The organism is Exiguobacterium sp. s132, assembly GCF_018617235.1.
Taxonomy (GTDB): domain Bacteria; phylum Bacillota; class Bacilli; order Exiguobacteriales; family Exiguobacteriaceae; genus Exiguobacterium; species Exiguobacterium profundum.
Map to the genome: position 1 here is coordinate 644,769 of NZ_JACSJU010000001.1, position 14,879 is coordinate 659,647.

Genomic DNA, 14,879 nt, shown 5'->3' on the forward strand with positions numbered 1-14,879 from the left:
ATTTCATTTTTGTTTTGGGCGCCGTTTTTTTTATTTTAGATGAAATATTACGAGACTCTATCTCGTGCGGTATGTAGCTTGGTGAAATTAAATTGAACCGAATACGGTTGATTTTGATGGTTAACTACTCTGTTTCTTCATTATGTGGAAGTATGCTATCCTCCCGAAAATAGGGAGAATTTTTCTTTGTCACAAATCCGCCATATGTAAACGATTACGATGTGAACACTCTGTCAATTCATGCAAGACAGGATTGCCAACAGAGACTGTACAGTTTATATTGTTAATGATTTCACATATTAGAACTGATACTTTCCTATTTAATTATTCAGAAAGAAGGGTTTGTGACATGGCATCAATGGAAATCCATGCACTCGAATCATTACGAAAAAAAGCACAGGCTTCCTCGCAAATGATTCATTATCGTCCAATGGAATACTTTTTACGGGCGATGTTAGCCGGGATCTTTATCGGCTTTGCTTCAATCTTCACGTTGAAAGTCGTCAACGGTATGTATTTAGCGGAATCTCCGTTCACGACACTCATTGGAGGCTTCTCGTTCGGGATCGCGCTCGTCATGATTATCTATGGGGGAGCCGAATTGTTCACGGGGAATACGATGTATTTCACAACGTCGACACTTCGCGGTTATACGACGCTTAGTGATACGATGCTCGTCTGGTTGCTCTGCTTCGTCGGGAACGCACTCGGGGGAATCCTATTTGCGTTACTACTTGCACCGACTGGCGTCATCCAAGAACTCGGGATGAACAACTGGTTGTTCTCCGTTGTTGAGGGGAAAATGCACCATACGACGGTCGAAATTTTCTTCCGCGCCATCTTCTGTAACTGGATGGTCTGTCTCGCTATTTTCTTACCGAAACAAATGAAAAATGAGTTCGCTCAAATCTTCTCGATGATTTTCCTTGTCGCGGTCTTCTTCGCTTCAGGATTCGACCACGTCATCGCCAACTTCGTCTTGTTCGCCTTGACGCTCGTCGTCCCACACCCGGAGACGATTAGCATGGCAGGTGCAATTCACAACTTGATTCCTGCAACGTTCGGTAACATTATCGGTGGAGCGCTCTTCATGGGAGCCATCTATACGTGGCTCAACTCGAAGGGTCTCCGTGAAGCACAAGAATTAGAGGAAGAAGTCGAATTAAAAGTTGTAAAAGCGGTTAAATAAATGATGTTTGTCACATGTAGCGTAGAGCCTTGTCTTATCGAAGACGAGGCTCTTTTTTATCGTATGCCACAAGTAAACTGTCACAATATCGACTCGTGACCATCGAGAAAAACACATGCCATAATCTATATATAGGATTTATAAAACGATTAATATTGTTTTGAATCCATATATAGTGAGGTGATGGGTTTTGAAATTACTGCAGTTGTATGAGGACGTCTGCATCTTACCAGACCAAGACTTAGTACAAGAGAATGCGAACGTGGACGGTAAATCCCCGCTCGGGAAACTAGCACGACTTTCTTCGGAAGTGTCGAAAGAATTGTCGCAGACGTATTTGATGTCGGAGCGATCAAAACAGGCCGTCACTGATAACTATTTATATGTGCACGACGCCGACTATTACATCACTGGCTCGACGACATGTTGTCAAATTCCACTCGGTCAATTATTAAAAGATGGATTCCATACGGGGCATGGAACGATCCGGTCACCAAAGGACATTCGCTCTGCCATGGCACTCGCGTCGATCATCCTTCAAGCGAATCAAAATATGCAGCATGGGGGGCAGGCCTTCCCGATGTTTGACGTCGATTTGGCACCGTATGTCGAGAAGACATATGAGCGTCAACTGAGCCGACTCCAATCCTTACCCGTTGACTGGGACGATGCGCAATTGAAACAACTCGCGGAAGAAGAGACGATCTCGGCGACGTATCAGGCGTGTGAGGCGTTCATTCACAATGCGAACTCGATGCATTCACGAGGTGGCGGTCAAGTCCCGTTCGTTTCGATCAATTACGGGACGGATACCTCAAAGTGGGGACGGATTCTCATTCGTGAGCTACTTCGTGCCACGGAACGGGGATTAGGGAATGGGGAGACTCCGATTTTTCCCATTCAAATCTTTAAAGTAAAAGAAGGCATCAACTTTCGGAAGGACGATCCGAACGTCGATCTTTTCCGTGAAGCGTGTCGGGTCACCGGAAAACGTCTCTTCCCGAACTTCTCCTTCATCGATGCTCCGTTTAATGCCGCTTACTATGATGGGACGCATGCATCTGAAGTGGCATATATGGGTTGCCGCACTCGGGTCATGGGAAACCGACACGGAGAAGAGACGTCGATCGGTCGTGGCAATCTTTCCTTTTCCACACTCAACTTGGTGAAGATGGCACTTGTCTCGGAGTCGATCTCGGATTTTTACAGCATTCTCAACCGATATGTCGACATCGGGATCGAACAGTTGGTCGAGCGTTTCGAATATCAATGTACGCGTCGCGCTGAAGAATTTCGTTTCCTCTACACACAAGGTGTCTGGCGTGGAAGTGAGCAGTTACATATTCATGATGAAGTCCGAGACGTATTGAAACAAGGAACGCTTTCACTCGGTTTCATCGGACTCGCTGAAACGTTGAAGGTGTTGACGGGAGGTACACATGCTGAGTCGCGTGAAGCGGAGCGACTCGGTCTTGACATCGTCACGCATTTGGCCAATCGCATGCGTGCGGCAGCCGAAACGTACGACTTGAACTTTTCGTTGCTCGCGACACCGGCAGAAGGATTGTCAGGTAAATTTGTGACGCGAGACCAGGAAACGTTTGGGATGATTGAAGGTGTCACTAATCGTGCCTTTTATACAAATTCATTCCACGTGCCGGTCTATCAGTCTGTATCAATTCGTGAGAAAATCCGAATCGAGGCACCGTATCACGCATTGTGTGACGCGGGACATATTTCATATGTCGAAGTCGATGGGTCACTTGCCCACAATGCGGAAGCGGTGGAATCGATTGTCCGCTTGATGCGACAGCATGATATCGGCTACGGTTCCATCAATCATCCGGTCGATCGTTGCGGAAATTGTGGGTTAGAAGGACTGATTGACGATGCCTGTCCGACGTGTGGCGAGGATACAAACATTGAACGAATCCGCCGCATCACCGGTTATTTGGTCGGGACGATGGACCGTTGGAATACGGCGAAGCGGGAAGAAGAACGGGCGAGGGTGAAACACGATGCGCATTCTATCCGTCGTTGAAGAATCGGTCGTTGATGGACCAGGCATTCGGACGGTCATCTTTACTGCCGGCTGTCCCCACCATTGTAAAGGGTGTCATAATCCTTCCTCGTGGAATCCAGACGGTGGCGATGAGATTGAAGTGGATGAACTTGTCCGTCGCATAAAAATGAGTGGCTGGGACGGCGTGACCATCTCTGGAGGCGAACCGTTCCTGCAATCGTCAGCGCTGGCAGAACTCGTCACGGCGTGTAAGTCGCTCGGTAAAAACGTGTGGGTGTATACCGGTTATACGATCGAACAGTTGGAAGCGATGCAGGACGAAGCGATTCAAACCGTGTTAGATTACGCTGACGTCCTCGTTGATGGCCGCTTTGAGAAATCGCTACGAGACATGGGACTCCGCTTTCGGGGATCGAGTAATCAACGCATCATCTTCTTGAATAAAGTGTAATCGAGGCGGAGATGTCTCGATTTTTTGTATAATGATGAAAAGGGGGAGTTTTAATGAAATGGTGTAGTTTTGAGATGCAAGAAGAGCAACGAGTGGGAATCGTCGAAGGTGATTTCGTCTTTGATGTCAGCAATCAAGTACATACGACAAACTTATTAGAGGTAATTGCCCGTGAGTTCGAACCGGATATCGATTTGGACGTGGCGCCATCATACCGAGTGACGGAGGTGAAATTACTCGCCCCGTACCGTCCATTGAAAAACGTGATTTGTATCGGCAAGAACTACGAAGAACACGTGAAAGAGATGGATACAGCAGGAGCAGGGAAACTCGTCATCTTCACGAAAGCACCGACCTCGGTCGTCGGTCCGGAAGCGGTCATTGAGCGTCATCCTGAATTGACGGACAAACTTGACTATGAAGGTGAGCTCGCCGTCATCATCGGCAAGTCTGGACGAGACATCGAAGCGGTCGAGGAGCACATTTTCGGTTACACCATTCTAAACGATGTGACGGCTCGAGACGTGCAAAAAGAACATGTCCAATTCTTCCGTGGCAAGTCGTTCGATACGTTTTGTCCGATGGGACCGTTCGTCGTCACACCGGACGAGCTCCAGTTCCCTCTCCAAATCAAAACAAGTGTCAATGGGGAGACGCGTCAAGATGGGACGACAGACGATATGATTCGTCCGATTGATGAACTCATTCGTACACTGTCGAAAGGCATGACGCTCGAAGCGGGCGACGTCATCGCGACGGGTACACCAGCCGGAGTTGGGCACGGGATGACGCCACCGACGTATCTACAAACGGGAGACACGGTCGAAGTGACGATTGAAGGTCTCGGTACGTTAAGAAATGTGATTGTCTGAATGAAATGACGTAAAATGTGAAGAATCTTGTAATTCATTTATCATTTTATAAATGAGTGTTCCTCTTCGTTATAGTAAGGGTAGAAGATAACACAGAGGAGATGAATCATTATGGATCGTCACGATCAATCAAATGAACACGATCAATTACATGAATCAGAGCAACAAAAAGATTGGTTAGATACAGAACTCGGTTCATCCAACCGAGAAGAGACAAAAGTACGAACACAATCAAAACCGTCATTCGTCAGCCGTATGTTCCCGGGACTTGTCGGTGGAGTCATCGGAGCGTTGTTGACGGGCGCAATCGCATATCCGTTCATCGACCAACCGGCTACGAGTGTGAGTGATACGAACGTGACCTCGCAAGGGACTCCGGTCCAGACGTCATCAAATGTGTCTGACTCTTCGGTCACGAATGCCGTCGCGACCGCTCAACCTGCAGTCGTCACCGTGAACAACTTCGCCCAAACTGGCTTCTCGAGTGAGGCGGTCGAGGCTGGAGTCGGATCAGGTGTCATCTATAAAAAAGAAGGCGACTCGGCATTTATCGCGACGAACCATCACGTTGTCAACGGCGCGGACAAGCTGACGGTCACCTTTAATGACGGAACGACTGCGGAAGCGACACTCATGGGAAGTGACGCGACGTATGACTTGGCCGTCTTGAAAGTGGACGCTGACAAAGTACCGGCCGTCATCTCAATCGGCAAATCGAGCGAGTTAAAACCGGGTCAAACGGTCATCGCCATCGGGAATCCGCTCGGACAATTCGAGAACTCCGTGACACGCGGTGTCGTCTCATCGACGTCACGTCTCGTGCCGGTCGATACGGATGAGAACGGACAGGCCGACTTCAACGCTGAGGTCATTCAAACGGATGCGGCCATCAACCCAGGTAACTCGGGTGGTGCGTTAATCAACGAAGAAGGACAACTCGTCGGAATCAACTCGATGAAGATTGCGACGGCAGAAGTCGAGGGAGTCGGCTTCTCGATCCCAGTCGACATCGCCCTTCCGCTCATCAATCAAATCGAACAGACGGGAGAAGTGAATCATCCGTCACTCGGCGTCTCACTTCGTGACGTATCAGAGTTCCCTCCAGGTTACTTGACGGAACAAATCAACTTGCCTGAATCTGTGACGGCGGGAACGATTATCGTAGAAGTGCAGCAAAACAGTTCAGCCGCAAAAGCGGGTCTTGAGGCGCGTGACGTCATCGTGAAAATCAATGACAAAGACGTCAGCTCGTTCATCGACCTCCGTAGTGAATTGATTCGAGATACGGACGGAACGGTCGACATCGAATATGTCCGTGACGGAAAAACAGAGACGGTTCAAGTCGAGATTCAAAACGCGAACGGTTCTGCATTGTAAAAGGTGGGCAATAAGCCCGCCTTTTTTGCTATGCTTATACAAAAGGAGGATGAGTTATGGTACGAAATTTATATGGGGTGTTACTCTTCGGGGCAGGGGTATTACATTTTGTCAAAGAGAAGGCGTTCATGTCGATTATTCCGAAGTCATGGCCGTTCCGTCGGTTGATGGTGCAACTGAGCGGAGTCGTAGAAGTCGTCTTCGGGGCGATGCTCTTACTGAACAAGGGGACGACGTTCGTAAAGATAACGCTACCGGCATTCTTTATCGCCGTCTTCCCAGCCAATATCAACATGGCGGTCAAACCTTCTAGAATCGGTGGGAAAGTCATTCCGAAATGGGTTACATGGGGACGACTCCCGCTTCAATGGATTCTTATCAAAGGTGTCAAAAAAATCTAAAGGTGTGGAGATACATATGACAAACGTACTCAAGTGGTTTGAACATTTTCATGCTCATCCAGAAATCAGTTGGAAAGAAGTCGAGACGACTCGAACAATCGCATCCATCTTATCAGACTGGTCGATTCCCCATCGAACGTTTGAGGACGTGACCGGAGTAATCGCGGAGATTGGATCGGGAGAAGAGGTGATTGCGGTCCGAGCCGATATCGACGCGTTATGGCAACAAGTGGACGGTACGTTTCGAGCGAACCATTCATGTGGGCACGACGCGAACATCAGTATGGTGCTCGGTGCGCTCGAACAGTTGAAAGACGAAGCGTTACAAAAGCGAATCCGTTTCATCTTCCAACCTGCCGAAGAGCAAGGAAACGGTTCGCTCGCCATGATCGAACGAGGTGCGCTCGAAGACGTGACGCAACTGTTCGGGATTCATTTGCGTCCGATAGAAGAATTGAAAAAGGGGCAATACGCGGCGGCAATTCAACATGGGGCTGCCTTCTTCCTAAAAGGAGAAGTGCTTGGAGATGATGCCCATGGAGCGAGACCACATCAAGGGCAGAATGCACTCGATGTCATCTTCACGATTCAACACATGCTCAAAAGCATTTACTTGTCACCGTTTGAGCCACACTCCGTCAAGTTGACAAAAGTCCATGCTGGAAGTGACAACATGAACATCATTCCAGGAAATGCGACGTTCTCGATTGATGTCCGTGCTCAACAAAATGAAGAATTGCTCGAACTGCGCAATCGTGTCGAAGACATGTTACTCCAGGTCGGTCAGCTTCATCGTGTGAAACTTGAATGGGAGTGGCAAGACTTTACACCGGGAGCCGTCGTTGGGGAAGAGTCTAGCCAAATCGCCAAGCGAGCGATTGAGAAACGCTTCGGTGAATCGGCTCTCGTTGAACGGATCGTCACGTCAGGTAGCGATGATTTTCATTTTTATACCGTTGAGAAACCGTCACTTGATGCAACGATGATTGGCATCGGCGCTGATTTAGGTCCAGGTCTTCATCATCCGCATATGACGTTTGACCGTGACGCGATAGAAGATGGGGCACGCCTGCTCGCGGATGCGCTCCGGATTGCAGCAACATAAATCAAGATGGGTGGGATAGACAGATGTCTGTCCACTCATTTTTTTATTGCATCCACTCCTTGTAAGCGCTATCATAACGTTATTAGCGACAATATAACGACAATTCTGAATTCTCGCTATAGGGGAGGAAGTTAGATGGAAACAACGGGGAACAAGCAAGACATGAAGTTAGGGTGGGCACTCTTGCCACTCGGGGTGATGATCGTCGTCATGCTCATCTCGATCGTTAAGCTCGGTCAAGGTCCACACATTCCGCTCATCGTCGGAACGGCAGTCGCTTCAATCGTCGCCTGGCGTCACGGTTTCAAGTGGAAAGAAATTGAGGAGATGATGTATAAGGGGATTCGACTCGCCTTGCCGGCAGTCGTCATCATCATTTTGGTCGGGTTGACGATTGGGGCATGGATCGGTGGAGGCATTGTTGCCACGATGATCTATTTCGGACTGAAGATCATCTCGCCGGCATACTTTTTGTTAACCATTTGCCTCATCTGTGCGGTCGTCGCGCTCTCAATCGGGAGTTCATGGTCGACGATGGGGACGATTGGAGTAGCGGGGATGGGCATCGGGCTGAGTATGGGGATACCGGCGCCGATGGTAGCGGGGGCTGTCATCTCAGGAGCTTACTTTGGGGATAAGATGTCGCCTTTGTCAGACACGACAAACTTGGCGGCAGGATTAACTCATACGAATTTATTCGTACATATTCGGCACATGCTCTATACGACAATTCCAGGACTCATCATTGCACTCGGGGTATACGCATGGCTCGGTAGACGATTTGCAGATTCTTCGACAGACTCGTCTGAAATCACACAGACATTGACGATTTTAGAGGACAGTTTTGTCATCTCACCATGGTTACTCCTCGTTCCACTCGCCGTCATTTTGCTCGTCGCAAAGAAGGTGCCAGCGATTCCGGCGCTCGTCGTCGGGATTGCACTGGGCTTCTTGGCTCAAGTGTTCATTCAAGGTGGAACGCTCGCTGACAGCGTAGGCGCTCTTCAGAGTGGTTATGTCATCGAGACGGGAAATGAACTGGTCGATAACCTCTTCAGTAGAGGTGGTCTTGATGCGATGATGTACACGGTCTCGATGACCATCGTCGCGATGACGTTCGGGGGGATTTTAGAATATTCGGGAATGCTACAATCTATTATGAACCAAATTTTGAAATTGGCGAAAACGGCAGGTTCGTTGATTGCTTCAACGATTTTAGCTGGGATTGCAACGAATGCGACGTGTTCGGAGCAGTACATCTCAATCGTCGTCCCGTCGAGAATGTTTGCTGGAGCATATGAAAAAATGGGACTACAGTCGAAAAACTTATCTCGTGCCCTCGAGGATGGAGGGACGTTGACATCCGTTTTTATACCGTGGAACACGTGTGGGGTATTCATCCTCGGCACACTTGGGGTCGGAGCTTTCGAATATGCACCGTACGCCGTCTTGAACTTCATCGTACCAGTCATCTCGATTGTATATGCCTTTACGGGATATACGATTGAGCGCATGGCAGTCATACAACTGGAAGAACCTGTCGCAGAACAAGCGGCTCAATAAAACGATTCCCGGTCGTTAATCGACCGGGAATTGAAATTTATAGACGGTACGCGGACGACCTTGGCTGTAGCTCATTTCTTCGCCAATCCGATGAACAAGTTTTGCATCAACCAATTTTTTGATGAGTCGCTCTGTCGTACGACGTGTCACGTTTAAATGGTCGGTCAACTCTTTCGCTGTAAACTCGAGATGGTCCGTTGAAAAGTGAATGAGCTTTTCGATATTAATCGGACTCATACCCGTCTGTTTCATCATGTCATAGACACGCGTTTGCGTGACACGGAAATGAATCGGTGCCGGTTGATCGGTGAACGTCATTCGTTTTGAATCGTCGACGATTCGTATAGTGGAATTACTTGTCGTATGAAGTGCAAGTTCGGCATGCTCAATGGCACGTTGATAATCGGACCCATACCCGATACCTACATGACCAGGAGTTTCCTCTGGCAAGATGAAACCGTTTGACATGGCGGATTCAATCTTTCCTTTACTCGATAATAGGATGATGCCGTCTTGAGTGGACTCCATCAATTTACCACCGAAATAATGATGTTTTGTCGTATGGTTGAGCGTATCTTCACTTGCCTCCGAGTAGAAGAGCACAGCGAGTTGTGACTGGTCCAATTTGTTCAAACGAATCTGTTGAATAAAATCATGGAAGTGGTGGAGAATTCTCTCTTCTGGCTCTATCATGAGCTGACTAGCAAAACCATTTTCCACTAAGTGTCGATGGACTCGTTCGACACTTGTCAAGGCGAATCGAGTCGTCCCAGTTCGTTGAAGTTGCTCATGAAACGAAATCAACTCTTCGAAATTCATATACGGACTGAGTTCTTTCACTTGCGGTGGCGACATGTGGCTTGGAAACGATGCTAAAATCGAATCAAGTCGTGACGCATCAACGAGATCGATAGAGAGATGTTCGAGTCGAAGCTGTTGTGTCAATGTCACATATAAGAGTGACGTCAATAACACGACATCATCTTGAACGACGTGATGGGCAAATGGAAGGGTCACTTCCTCCGTCGCATACGTATAAGGGAATGAACCGGAAAAGAACACTCCGTCGAAAAATAGGAGATGCGTAGCGATGTCTTTCGCTTCTCGCGGGTCATCATAAGGAAATCCCTCGATTCGAACATCGGGTAAGGAAGAACCGTTCTGTACCTGTTGTATAAACGATGGTGAGCCGACAACGGCGATATGGATGGACATGTAAAATCCCCCTTGCAATTTAGCGACTATATAACGACAATATAGAGGAAAGGACAGTTGAAGTAAAGGAGTGATGAACATGAATATTCAAAAAATAGAAATTTTCTCGGTTCGCTTTCCATTAAAGGTACCATTCATCGTCAGTTATCACCGTTATGATGATATGCCTTCTGTCATCGTCAAAATGACAACCGCATGTGGACTTGTCGGTTATGGAGAAGCCGTGGCGGATGAGCATGTGACGGGTGAGTCCGCTGAGAGCACGGTCAGCGTCCTCCGTCATCTATTGGCTCCGCTCTTAATCGGAAAAAATCCGATGCACCTAGAGCATATTCATGACGAGATGGACCGTGCGATTCGTGGTGTTCCGGCTGCCAAAGCAGCACTTGATATCGCGTGTCATGATGTGATCGGGAAAAAGCTGAATCAACCAATCTACGAATGGATTGGCGGTCGGTACCATGAATCATTCCCTGTCACTCACGTCTTGAGTATCGGAGAGCCGAGCCATATGGCACAAGAGGCACTCGAACAAATGAAACGAGGCTATAGAGCAGTGAAGATGAAGGTCGGAGTCGATGTGCAAACGGACGTGGCGCGTGTCAAGGCGGTACGGGAAGCGGTAGGAAATGACGTGCCGATTCGAGTTGACGTTAACCAGGGATGGATCAACGCGGCCAATACGGTTCAAGCCATGCGTCTACTCGAACCGTATGGAATCGACTGGGTCGAACAACCGGTCAAGGCGGATGATTTTGAAGGCATGCTCGAAGTGAAACAAAAAATCTCAGTCCCGCTCATGATGGATGAAGGGTTGAAAGATATTCACGATATGAGACGCTTGACGATGATGCAGGCAGCCCATAAAGCGAACATCAAGCTGATGAAGTGCGGTGGCATCTATCCAGCGAAGAAGTTGGTCCATATGGCGGAGATGTCCGGAATCGAATGCCAGATTGGTTCTATGGTCGAATCCTCCATTGCATCGAGTGCAGGATTCCATGTCGCTTTCTCGAGTAAAATCGTGAAGACGGTCGAGTTGACGGGTCCGCTCCGGTTCGGGAAAGATGTAGGAAACTTATCATATGATTTACCAATCATCTCGCTGAACGATCGTCCGGGACTCGGTATTGACGTCGATGAGGACGTGTTACGTGAATTGACGACGGAATCTTACGTGGTTGGAGATGAGTCGCATGTGGCAAGGTGAGATCAAAGACCTTTCACTTCATGTATGCGTCCTAGGCTTGTCGGATTTACCGGAACTGTTAGCCGTTCAAGATACGGTCATTCAGGCGTTGGCTGAACCGGAGCACTATCAATCGTTATCGGTTGAAGAGTTCACGAAACTGTTGACGGATCAGACGTTGATTGGGGCAAAAGCAGATGGTCGGATTATCGCGTTCCGAGCGATGCTCATCCCACCGATTGATGCGGAGCATCTAGGGCGAGATATCGGATGGCCGGAGGATTCGCTTGAACGTGTCCTGTATCAGGAAGTGACGAACGTCCATCCAGACTTCCGTGGATATGGACTACAGACACATTTAGGCAAACTGTTGATGGCACAAGTGGAATCGGATGATCGATTCGATGTCGTCTGTGCAACTGTCGCACCGTTCAATATTCCAAGCATGAAAGACAAGTTCACGCTTGGACTCCGAATCGGGGCGTTGAAAGAAAAGTATGGCGGGAAACTCCGCTATATCTTTTACAAAGAGATGCATCGTTCGTGGCATCCCACATCAGAAGTGATGGATGTGCCGATGAAAGAACGGATGAAACAAGTTGAGTTACTCCAAACTGGTTGGATCGGGACGGGCATGATGAAACAAGGGGAACAGTGGATTGTTCGATATGAGAAGTAAAAAATCCTCGTCAGCTTGACGAGGATTTTGTTCATTCGAGAACGAAGAGTACATCATTCGCGAATTTCTCATACGTACGGTCACTCGGGTGGAACTGGTCGGTCGCAAGGTCTCTTGATAAGTCAGAGATGTAGGCGAACGGGTCGATCACATCGATATTCTGCGCATTCGCCAATTGTTTCGCGGATGCGTTCCAATCGAGGATGAGCTGATTGAATGCTTGTCCATTCTCATCATTTTGAAACGGATTGTATAGACCGATATACACGATGGTTGCTGAATCGTTGAGTGATCGAATTTCAGTGAAAATCGTTTCTAAATTCGTCTTCGCATCCGTGACCACTTGTTGAATATCGACGGATTCGAAGTTATCGACGTTTTCCCCACGGTTGAACAAATCGTTTCCACCGATGGTCAACGTGATATATCGTGCGTTCTCAATCGTTCGACGCACTTCAGGTTGCTCGAGTTGTGTGAGTAAATCTTCTGTTCGTGCCCCAGACACGGCAAGGTTTTGCGTACGTACGCCTTCTTCTTCAAGAGCAGTGCTGACAGGCTGTACATATCCTGCGCCTGATGTTGACCCCACACCGCGTGTCAACGAATCGCCTAATGCGACGTAGACGTCTCCTTCTGGCTCGGGACGTTCATCTTCGGAGACGGAAAGTGTTCGCTCCGGCGGATTGACGATATCTTGATAGCCGATCCATAGACCGTAGACGGCGATTCCCGTTAAAAGAACGGCGCCACTTAAAAATGCATACCATTTCGACTGTTTCATGGGCTGACCTCGCTTTCTATATAAACATCATATCAAATATAAATGGATGTGCCCTATGTGAATGTTCGAATAGGACAGATTCGCTTTTGTCCGATAGAATAAAGAAAGAGGTGAGACAATGGAACCGACGTTAAAGCTACATCAACTAACTAAAGTGATTGGGAAAAAGACGATTATCGATAACATTTCGTTAGACGTCTACCCGGGTGAGGTCTTCGGATTTTTAGGGCCGAACGGCGCCGGGAAGACGACGACGATTCGAATGATTGTTGGCTTGATCAAACCGACGAAAGGAAATGTATCGATTTGTGGGTATCGTGTCGACAAACAATTCGTCCAAGCGATGAATCAAATCGGCGCAATCGTCGAGAATCCAGAGCTGTATAAGTTTCTATCCGGACGTGAGAACTTAGAAGCGTTCGCACGCATGTTACCTGGCGTCGATGATAAGCGAATCCAAGAAGTCATTGACCTCGTCGATTTGACTGCTCGAATCGATGATAAAGTGAAGACGTACTCTCTCGGGATGCGTCAGCGGCTCGGGATTGCCCAAGCGTTATTAAACAATCCACGGGTGCTCATCTTGGATGAGCCGACGAACGGGCTCGATCCGATGGGGATTCGGGATTTACGACTTTTCATCCGTCGTCTCGTAGAAGAAACGGGGCTGAGTGTTCTTGTGTCGAGCCACATCCTAGCTGAAATTGAGCTATTAGCGGACCGAGTCGCCATCATGTCGCGAGGCAAGATTGTCAAGGTGGGGACGGTCCATGCTTTGATTGAAGAACTCGCGTCAACGGTCGACTTACATGTGACGAATAGCTTCGAAGTATTGCCGATCGTTCAAGGGTACGAAGGAATCGACCAAGCGGACGTGGTGGACGAACGAACGATTCGTATTTCCATGAACGTGGAAGAGACGGCGAAGTTAAATCGATATTTGATGGAAAGAGATGTCGAGGTGTTCGGACTCGAGCGCCGAGTCCAAACGTTAGAGGACCTCTTCATCACGTTGACAGGCGGTGATCACATTGCCTAATCCATCGATGCTCGGCCTCATTCGTAATGAAGTGCTCAAGATTCATCGGAAACGCAGATTGATGGTCGTCTCTATCATCTTGATCGTACTTGTTTCGATGTTCACGTATGCGAACTATCGTCAAATCGAGAAACAACGCGAAGAACAAGGAACGATTGATTGGCGTGTCGATCTCCAGCAAGAAATCATCGATACACAAAACCGACTCGCCTCCGCGAACGTCCAAGACGAGTTTCGGCAGATTCTTGAGTTCCAAGTCCAACAGAATCAGTATTATCTTGATAATGATATCAATCCGAATTATCCGGGAGCTCCGACGTTTATGCGCGTCTTCTTCTCCCAAGGAACTACGCTTGTCCTACCGCTGTTCATTATTGTATTGATGGCAGATATCGTGAGCGGAGAACATAATGATGGAACGATCAAGACGTTGTTATCGCGACCGGTCCGGCGATATAAGGTCTTGCTCGCCAAATGGCTGACGACGCTCCTTTATACATCGATTTTAATATTTGTGACCGCCGTCGTCAGTTACGCCATATCCGGCATCGTTCTCGGCTGGGATGGATGGAATGCTCCGATTTTGACCGGTTTCCAAGCTTCGCCGACCGGAACCTTCTCGACCGACTTTGTGCATACGTTGCCGATGTGGGAGTACCTGCTTATGTCGATGGGTCTTTCATGGCTCGTCGTGGCTGCGGTCGGGACAATTTCTCTCATGATTTCTGTCTTGGTGAAAAATACGGCGACTGGAATCGGAATCATGATGGCTGTCCTCATCTCGGGGCCACTCTTGACATCGCTTGGCTCAAACTGGGATAGCTCGAAATACCTGGTGAACGTCAACTTCGGTCTTCATACCTATTTGGAAGGGCAGGCTCCTCCGATTGATGGGATGACGTTACCGTTTTCGCTTCTCGTCATTCTCATTTGGTCGATGGTCGCCTTGGCGTATGCGTTTTACCACTTTACCCAAAAAGATGTGTATTAATTAT

The 14,879-nt window shown here is 48.3% G+C and carries 14 protein-coding genes; 12 read left to right on the forward strand and 2 right to left on the reverse strand.

Annotation, left to right across the window (positions count from 1 at the left end):
• The first annotated feature begins 358 nt into the window (after nucleotides 1–358).
• From KNO78_RS03325 to nhaC, 8 genes are all read left to right on the forward strand, one after another.
• Nucleotides 359–1,189, forward strand: a complete 831-nt coding sequence (locus KNO78_RS03325; protein WP_370568602.1) for a formate/nitrite transporter family protein — start codon at nucleotides 359–361, stop codon at nucleotides 1,187–1,189.
• 190 nt (nucleotides 1,190–1,379) lie between these two features.
• Nucleotides 1,380–3,230: an anaerobic ribonucleoside triphosphate reductase gene (locus KNO78_RS03330; protein WP_214690989.1), complete on the forward strand. Its 1,851-nt coding sequence runs from the start codon at nucleotides 1,380–1,382 to the stop codon at nucleotides 3,228–3,230.
• Nucleotides 3,208–3,663: an anaerobic ribonucleoside-triphosphate reductase activating protein gene (nrdG, locus tag KNO78_RS03335; RefSeq protein ID WP_214690988.1), complete on the forward strand. Its 456-nt coding sequence runs from the start codon at nucleotides 3,208–3,210 to the stop codon at nucleotides 3,661–3,663. Before KNO78_RS03330 ends, nrdG begins: the two co-directional genes overlap by 23 nt.
• A gap of 53 nt (nucleotides 3,664–3,716) precedes the next feature.
• Nucleotides 3,717–4,535 (forward strand): fumarylacetoacetate hydrolase family protein, encoded by an 819-nt coding sequence (locus KNO78_RS03340; protein ID WP_214690987.1) that lies wholly within the window; start codon nucleotides 3,717–3,719, stop codon nucleotides 4,533–4,535.
• A 111-nt stretch (nucleotides 4,536–4,646) separates the two neighbouring features.
• The gene (locus tag KNO78_RS03345; protein WP_214690986.1) at nucleotides 4,647–5,912 is read left to right on the forward strand and encodes a S1C family serine protease; all 1,266 of its coding nucleotides are present in this window, start codon (nucleotides 4,647–4,649) and stop codon (nucleotides 5,910–5,912) included.
• A gap of 56 nt (nucleotides 5,913–5,968) precedes the next feature.
• On the forward strand, nucleotides 5,969–6,313 hold the full coding sequence (locus KNO78_RS03350; RefSeq protein WP_214690985.1) for a DoxX family protein: 345 nt from the start codon (nucleotides 5,969–5,971) through the stop codon (nucleotides 6,311–6,313).
• A 16-nt stretch (nucleotides 6,314–6,329) separates the two neighbouring features.
• On the forward strand, nucleotides 6,330–7,418 hold the full coding sequence (locus tag KNO78_RS03355; protein ID WP_214690984.1) for an amidohydrolase: 1,089 nt from the start codon (nucleotides 6,330–6,332) through the stop codon (nucleotides 7,416–7,418).
• 162 nt (nucleotides 7,419–7,580) lie between these two features.
• Nucleotides 7,581–8,981, forward strand: coding sequence for a Na+/H+ antiporter NhaC (gene nhaC / locus KNO78_RS03360; protein WP_374193978.1), 1,401 nt, complete (start codon nucleotides 7,581–7,583; stop codon nucleotides 8,979–8,981).
• Nucleotides 8,982–8,996: 15 nt separating this feature from the next.
• Here the strand turns inward: nhaC and KNO78_RS03365 are convergent, their stop codons facing one another.
• Nucleotides 8,997–10,196, reverse strand: a complete 1,200-nt coding sequence (locus KNO78_RS03365; protein ID WP_214690982.1) for a hypothetical protein — start codon at nucleotides 10,194–10,196, stop codon at nucleotides 8,997–8,999.
• Nucleotides 10,197–10,275: 79 nt separating this feature from the next.
• Here KNO78_RS03365 and KNO78_RS03370 point away from each other — a divergent pair, with 79 nt between their 5' ends.
• Together KNO78_RS03370 and KNO78_RS03375 are read left to right on the forward strand one after the other, a co-directional pair.
• The gene (locus KNO78_RS03370) at nucleotides 10,276–11,406 is read left to right on the forward strand and encodes a mandelate racemase/muconate lactonizing enzyme family protein (protein WP_214690981.1); all 1,131 of its coding nucleotides are present in this window, start codon (nucleotides 10,276–10,278) and stop codon (nucleotides 11,404–11,406) included.
• On the forward strand, nucleotides 11,393–12,064 hold the full coding sequence (locus KNO78_RS03375; RefSeq protein WP_159562216.1) for a hypothetical protein: 672 nt from the start codon (nucleotides 11,393–11,395) through the stop codon (nucleotides 12,062–12,064). Before KNO78_RS03370 ends, KNO78_RS03375 begins: the two co-directional genes overlap by 14 nt.
• Before the next feature lie 31 nt (nucleotides 12,065–12,095).
• Here KNO78_RS03375 and KNO78_RS03380 read toward each other — a convergent pair whose 3' ends face one another.
• Nucleotides 12,096–12,845, reverse strand: coding sequence for a GDSL-type esterase/lipase family protein (locus KNO78_RS03380; RefSeq protein ID WP_074037116.1), 750 nt, complete (start codon nucleotides 12,843–12,845; stop codon nucleotides 12,096–12,098).
• Nucleotides 12,846–12,963: 118 nt separating this feature from the next.
• Here KNO78_RS03380 and KNO78_RS03385 point away from each other — a divergent pair, with 118 nt between their 5' ends.
• Nucleotides 12,964–13,884, forward strand: a complete 921-nt coding sequence (locus KNO78_RS03385) for an ABC transporter ATP-binding protein (protein WP_012726176.1) — start codon at nucleotides 12,964–12,966, stop codon at nucleotides 13,882–13,884.
• A complete protein-coding gene (locus tag KNO78_RS03390; RefSeq protein WP_251125236.1) occupies nucleotides 13,877–14,875 on the forward strand; it encodes an ABC transporter permease in 999 nt (332 codons plus the stop codon). Before KNO78_RS03385 ends, KNO78_RS03390 begins: the two co-directional genes overlap by 8 nt.
• Nucleotides 14,876–14,879 lie beyond the last annotated feature (4 nt).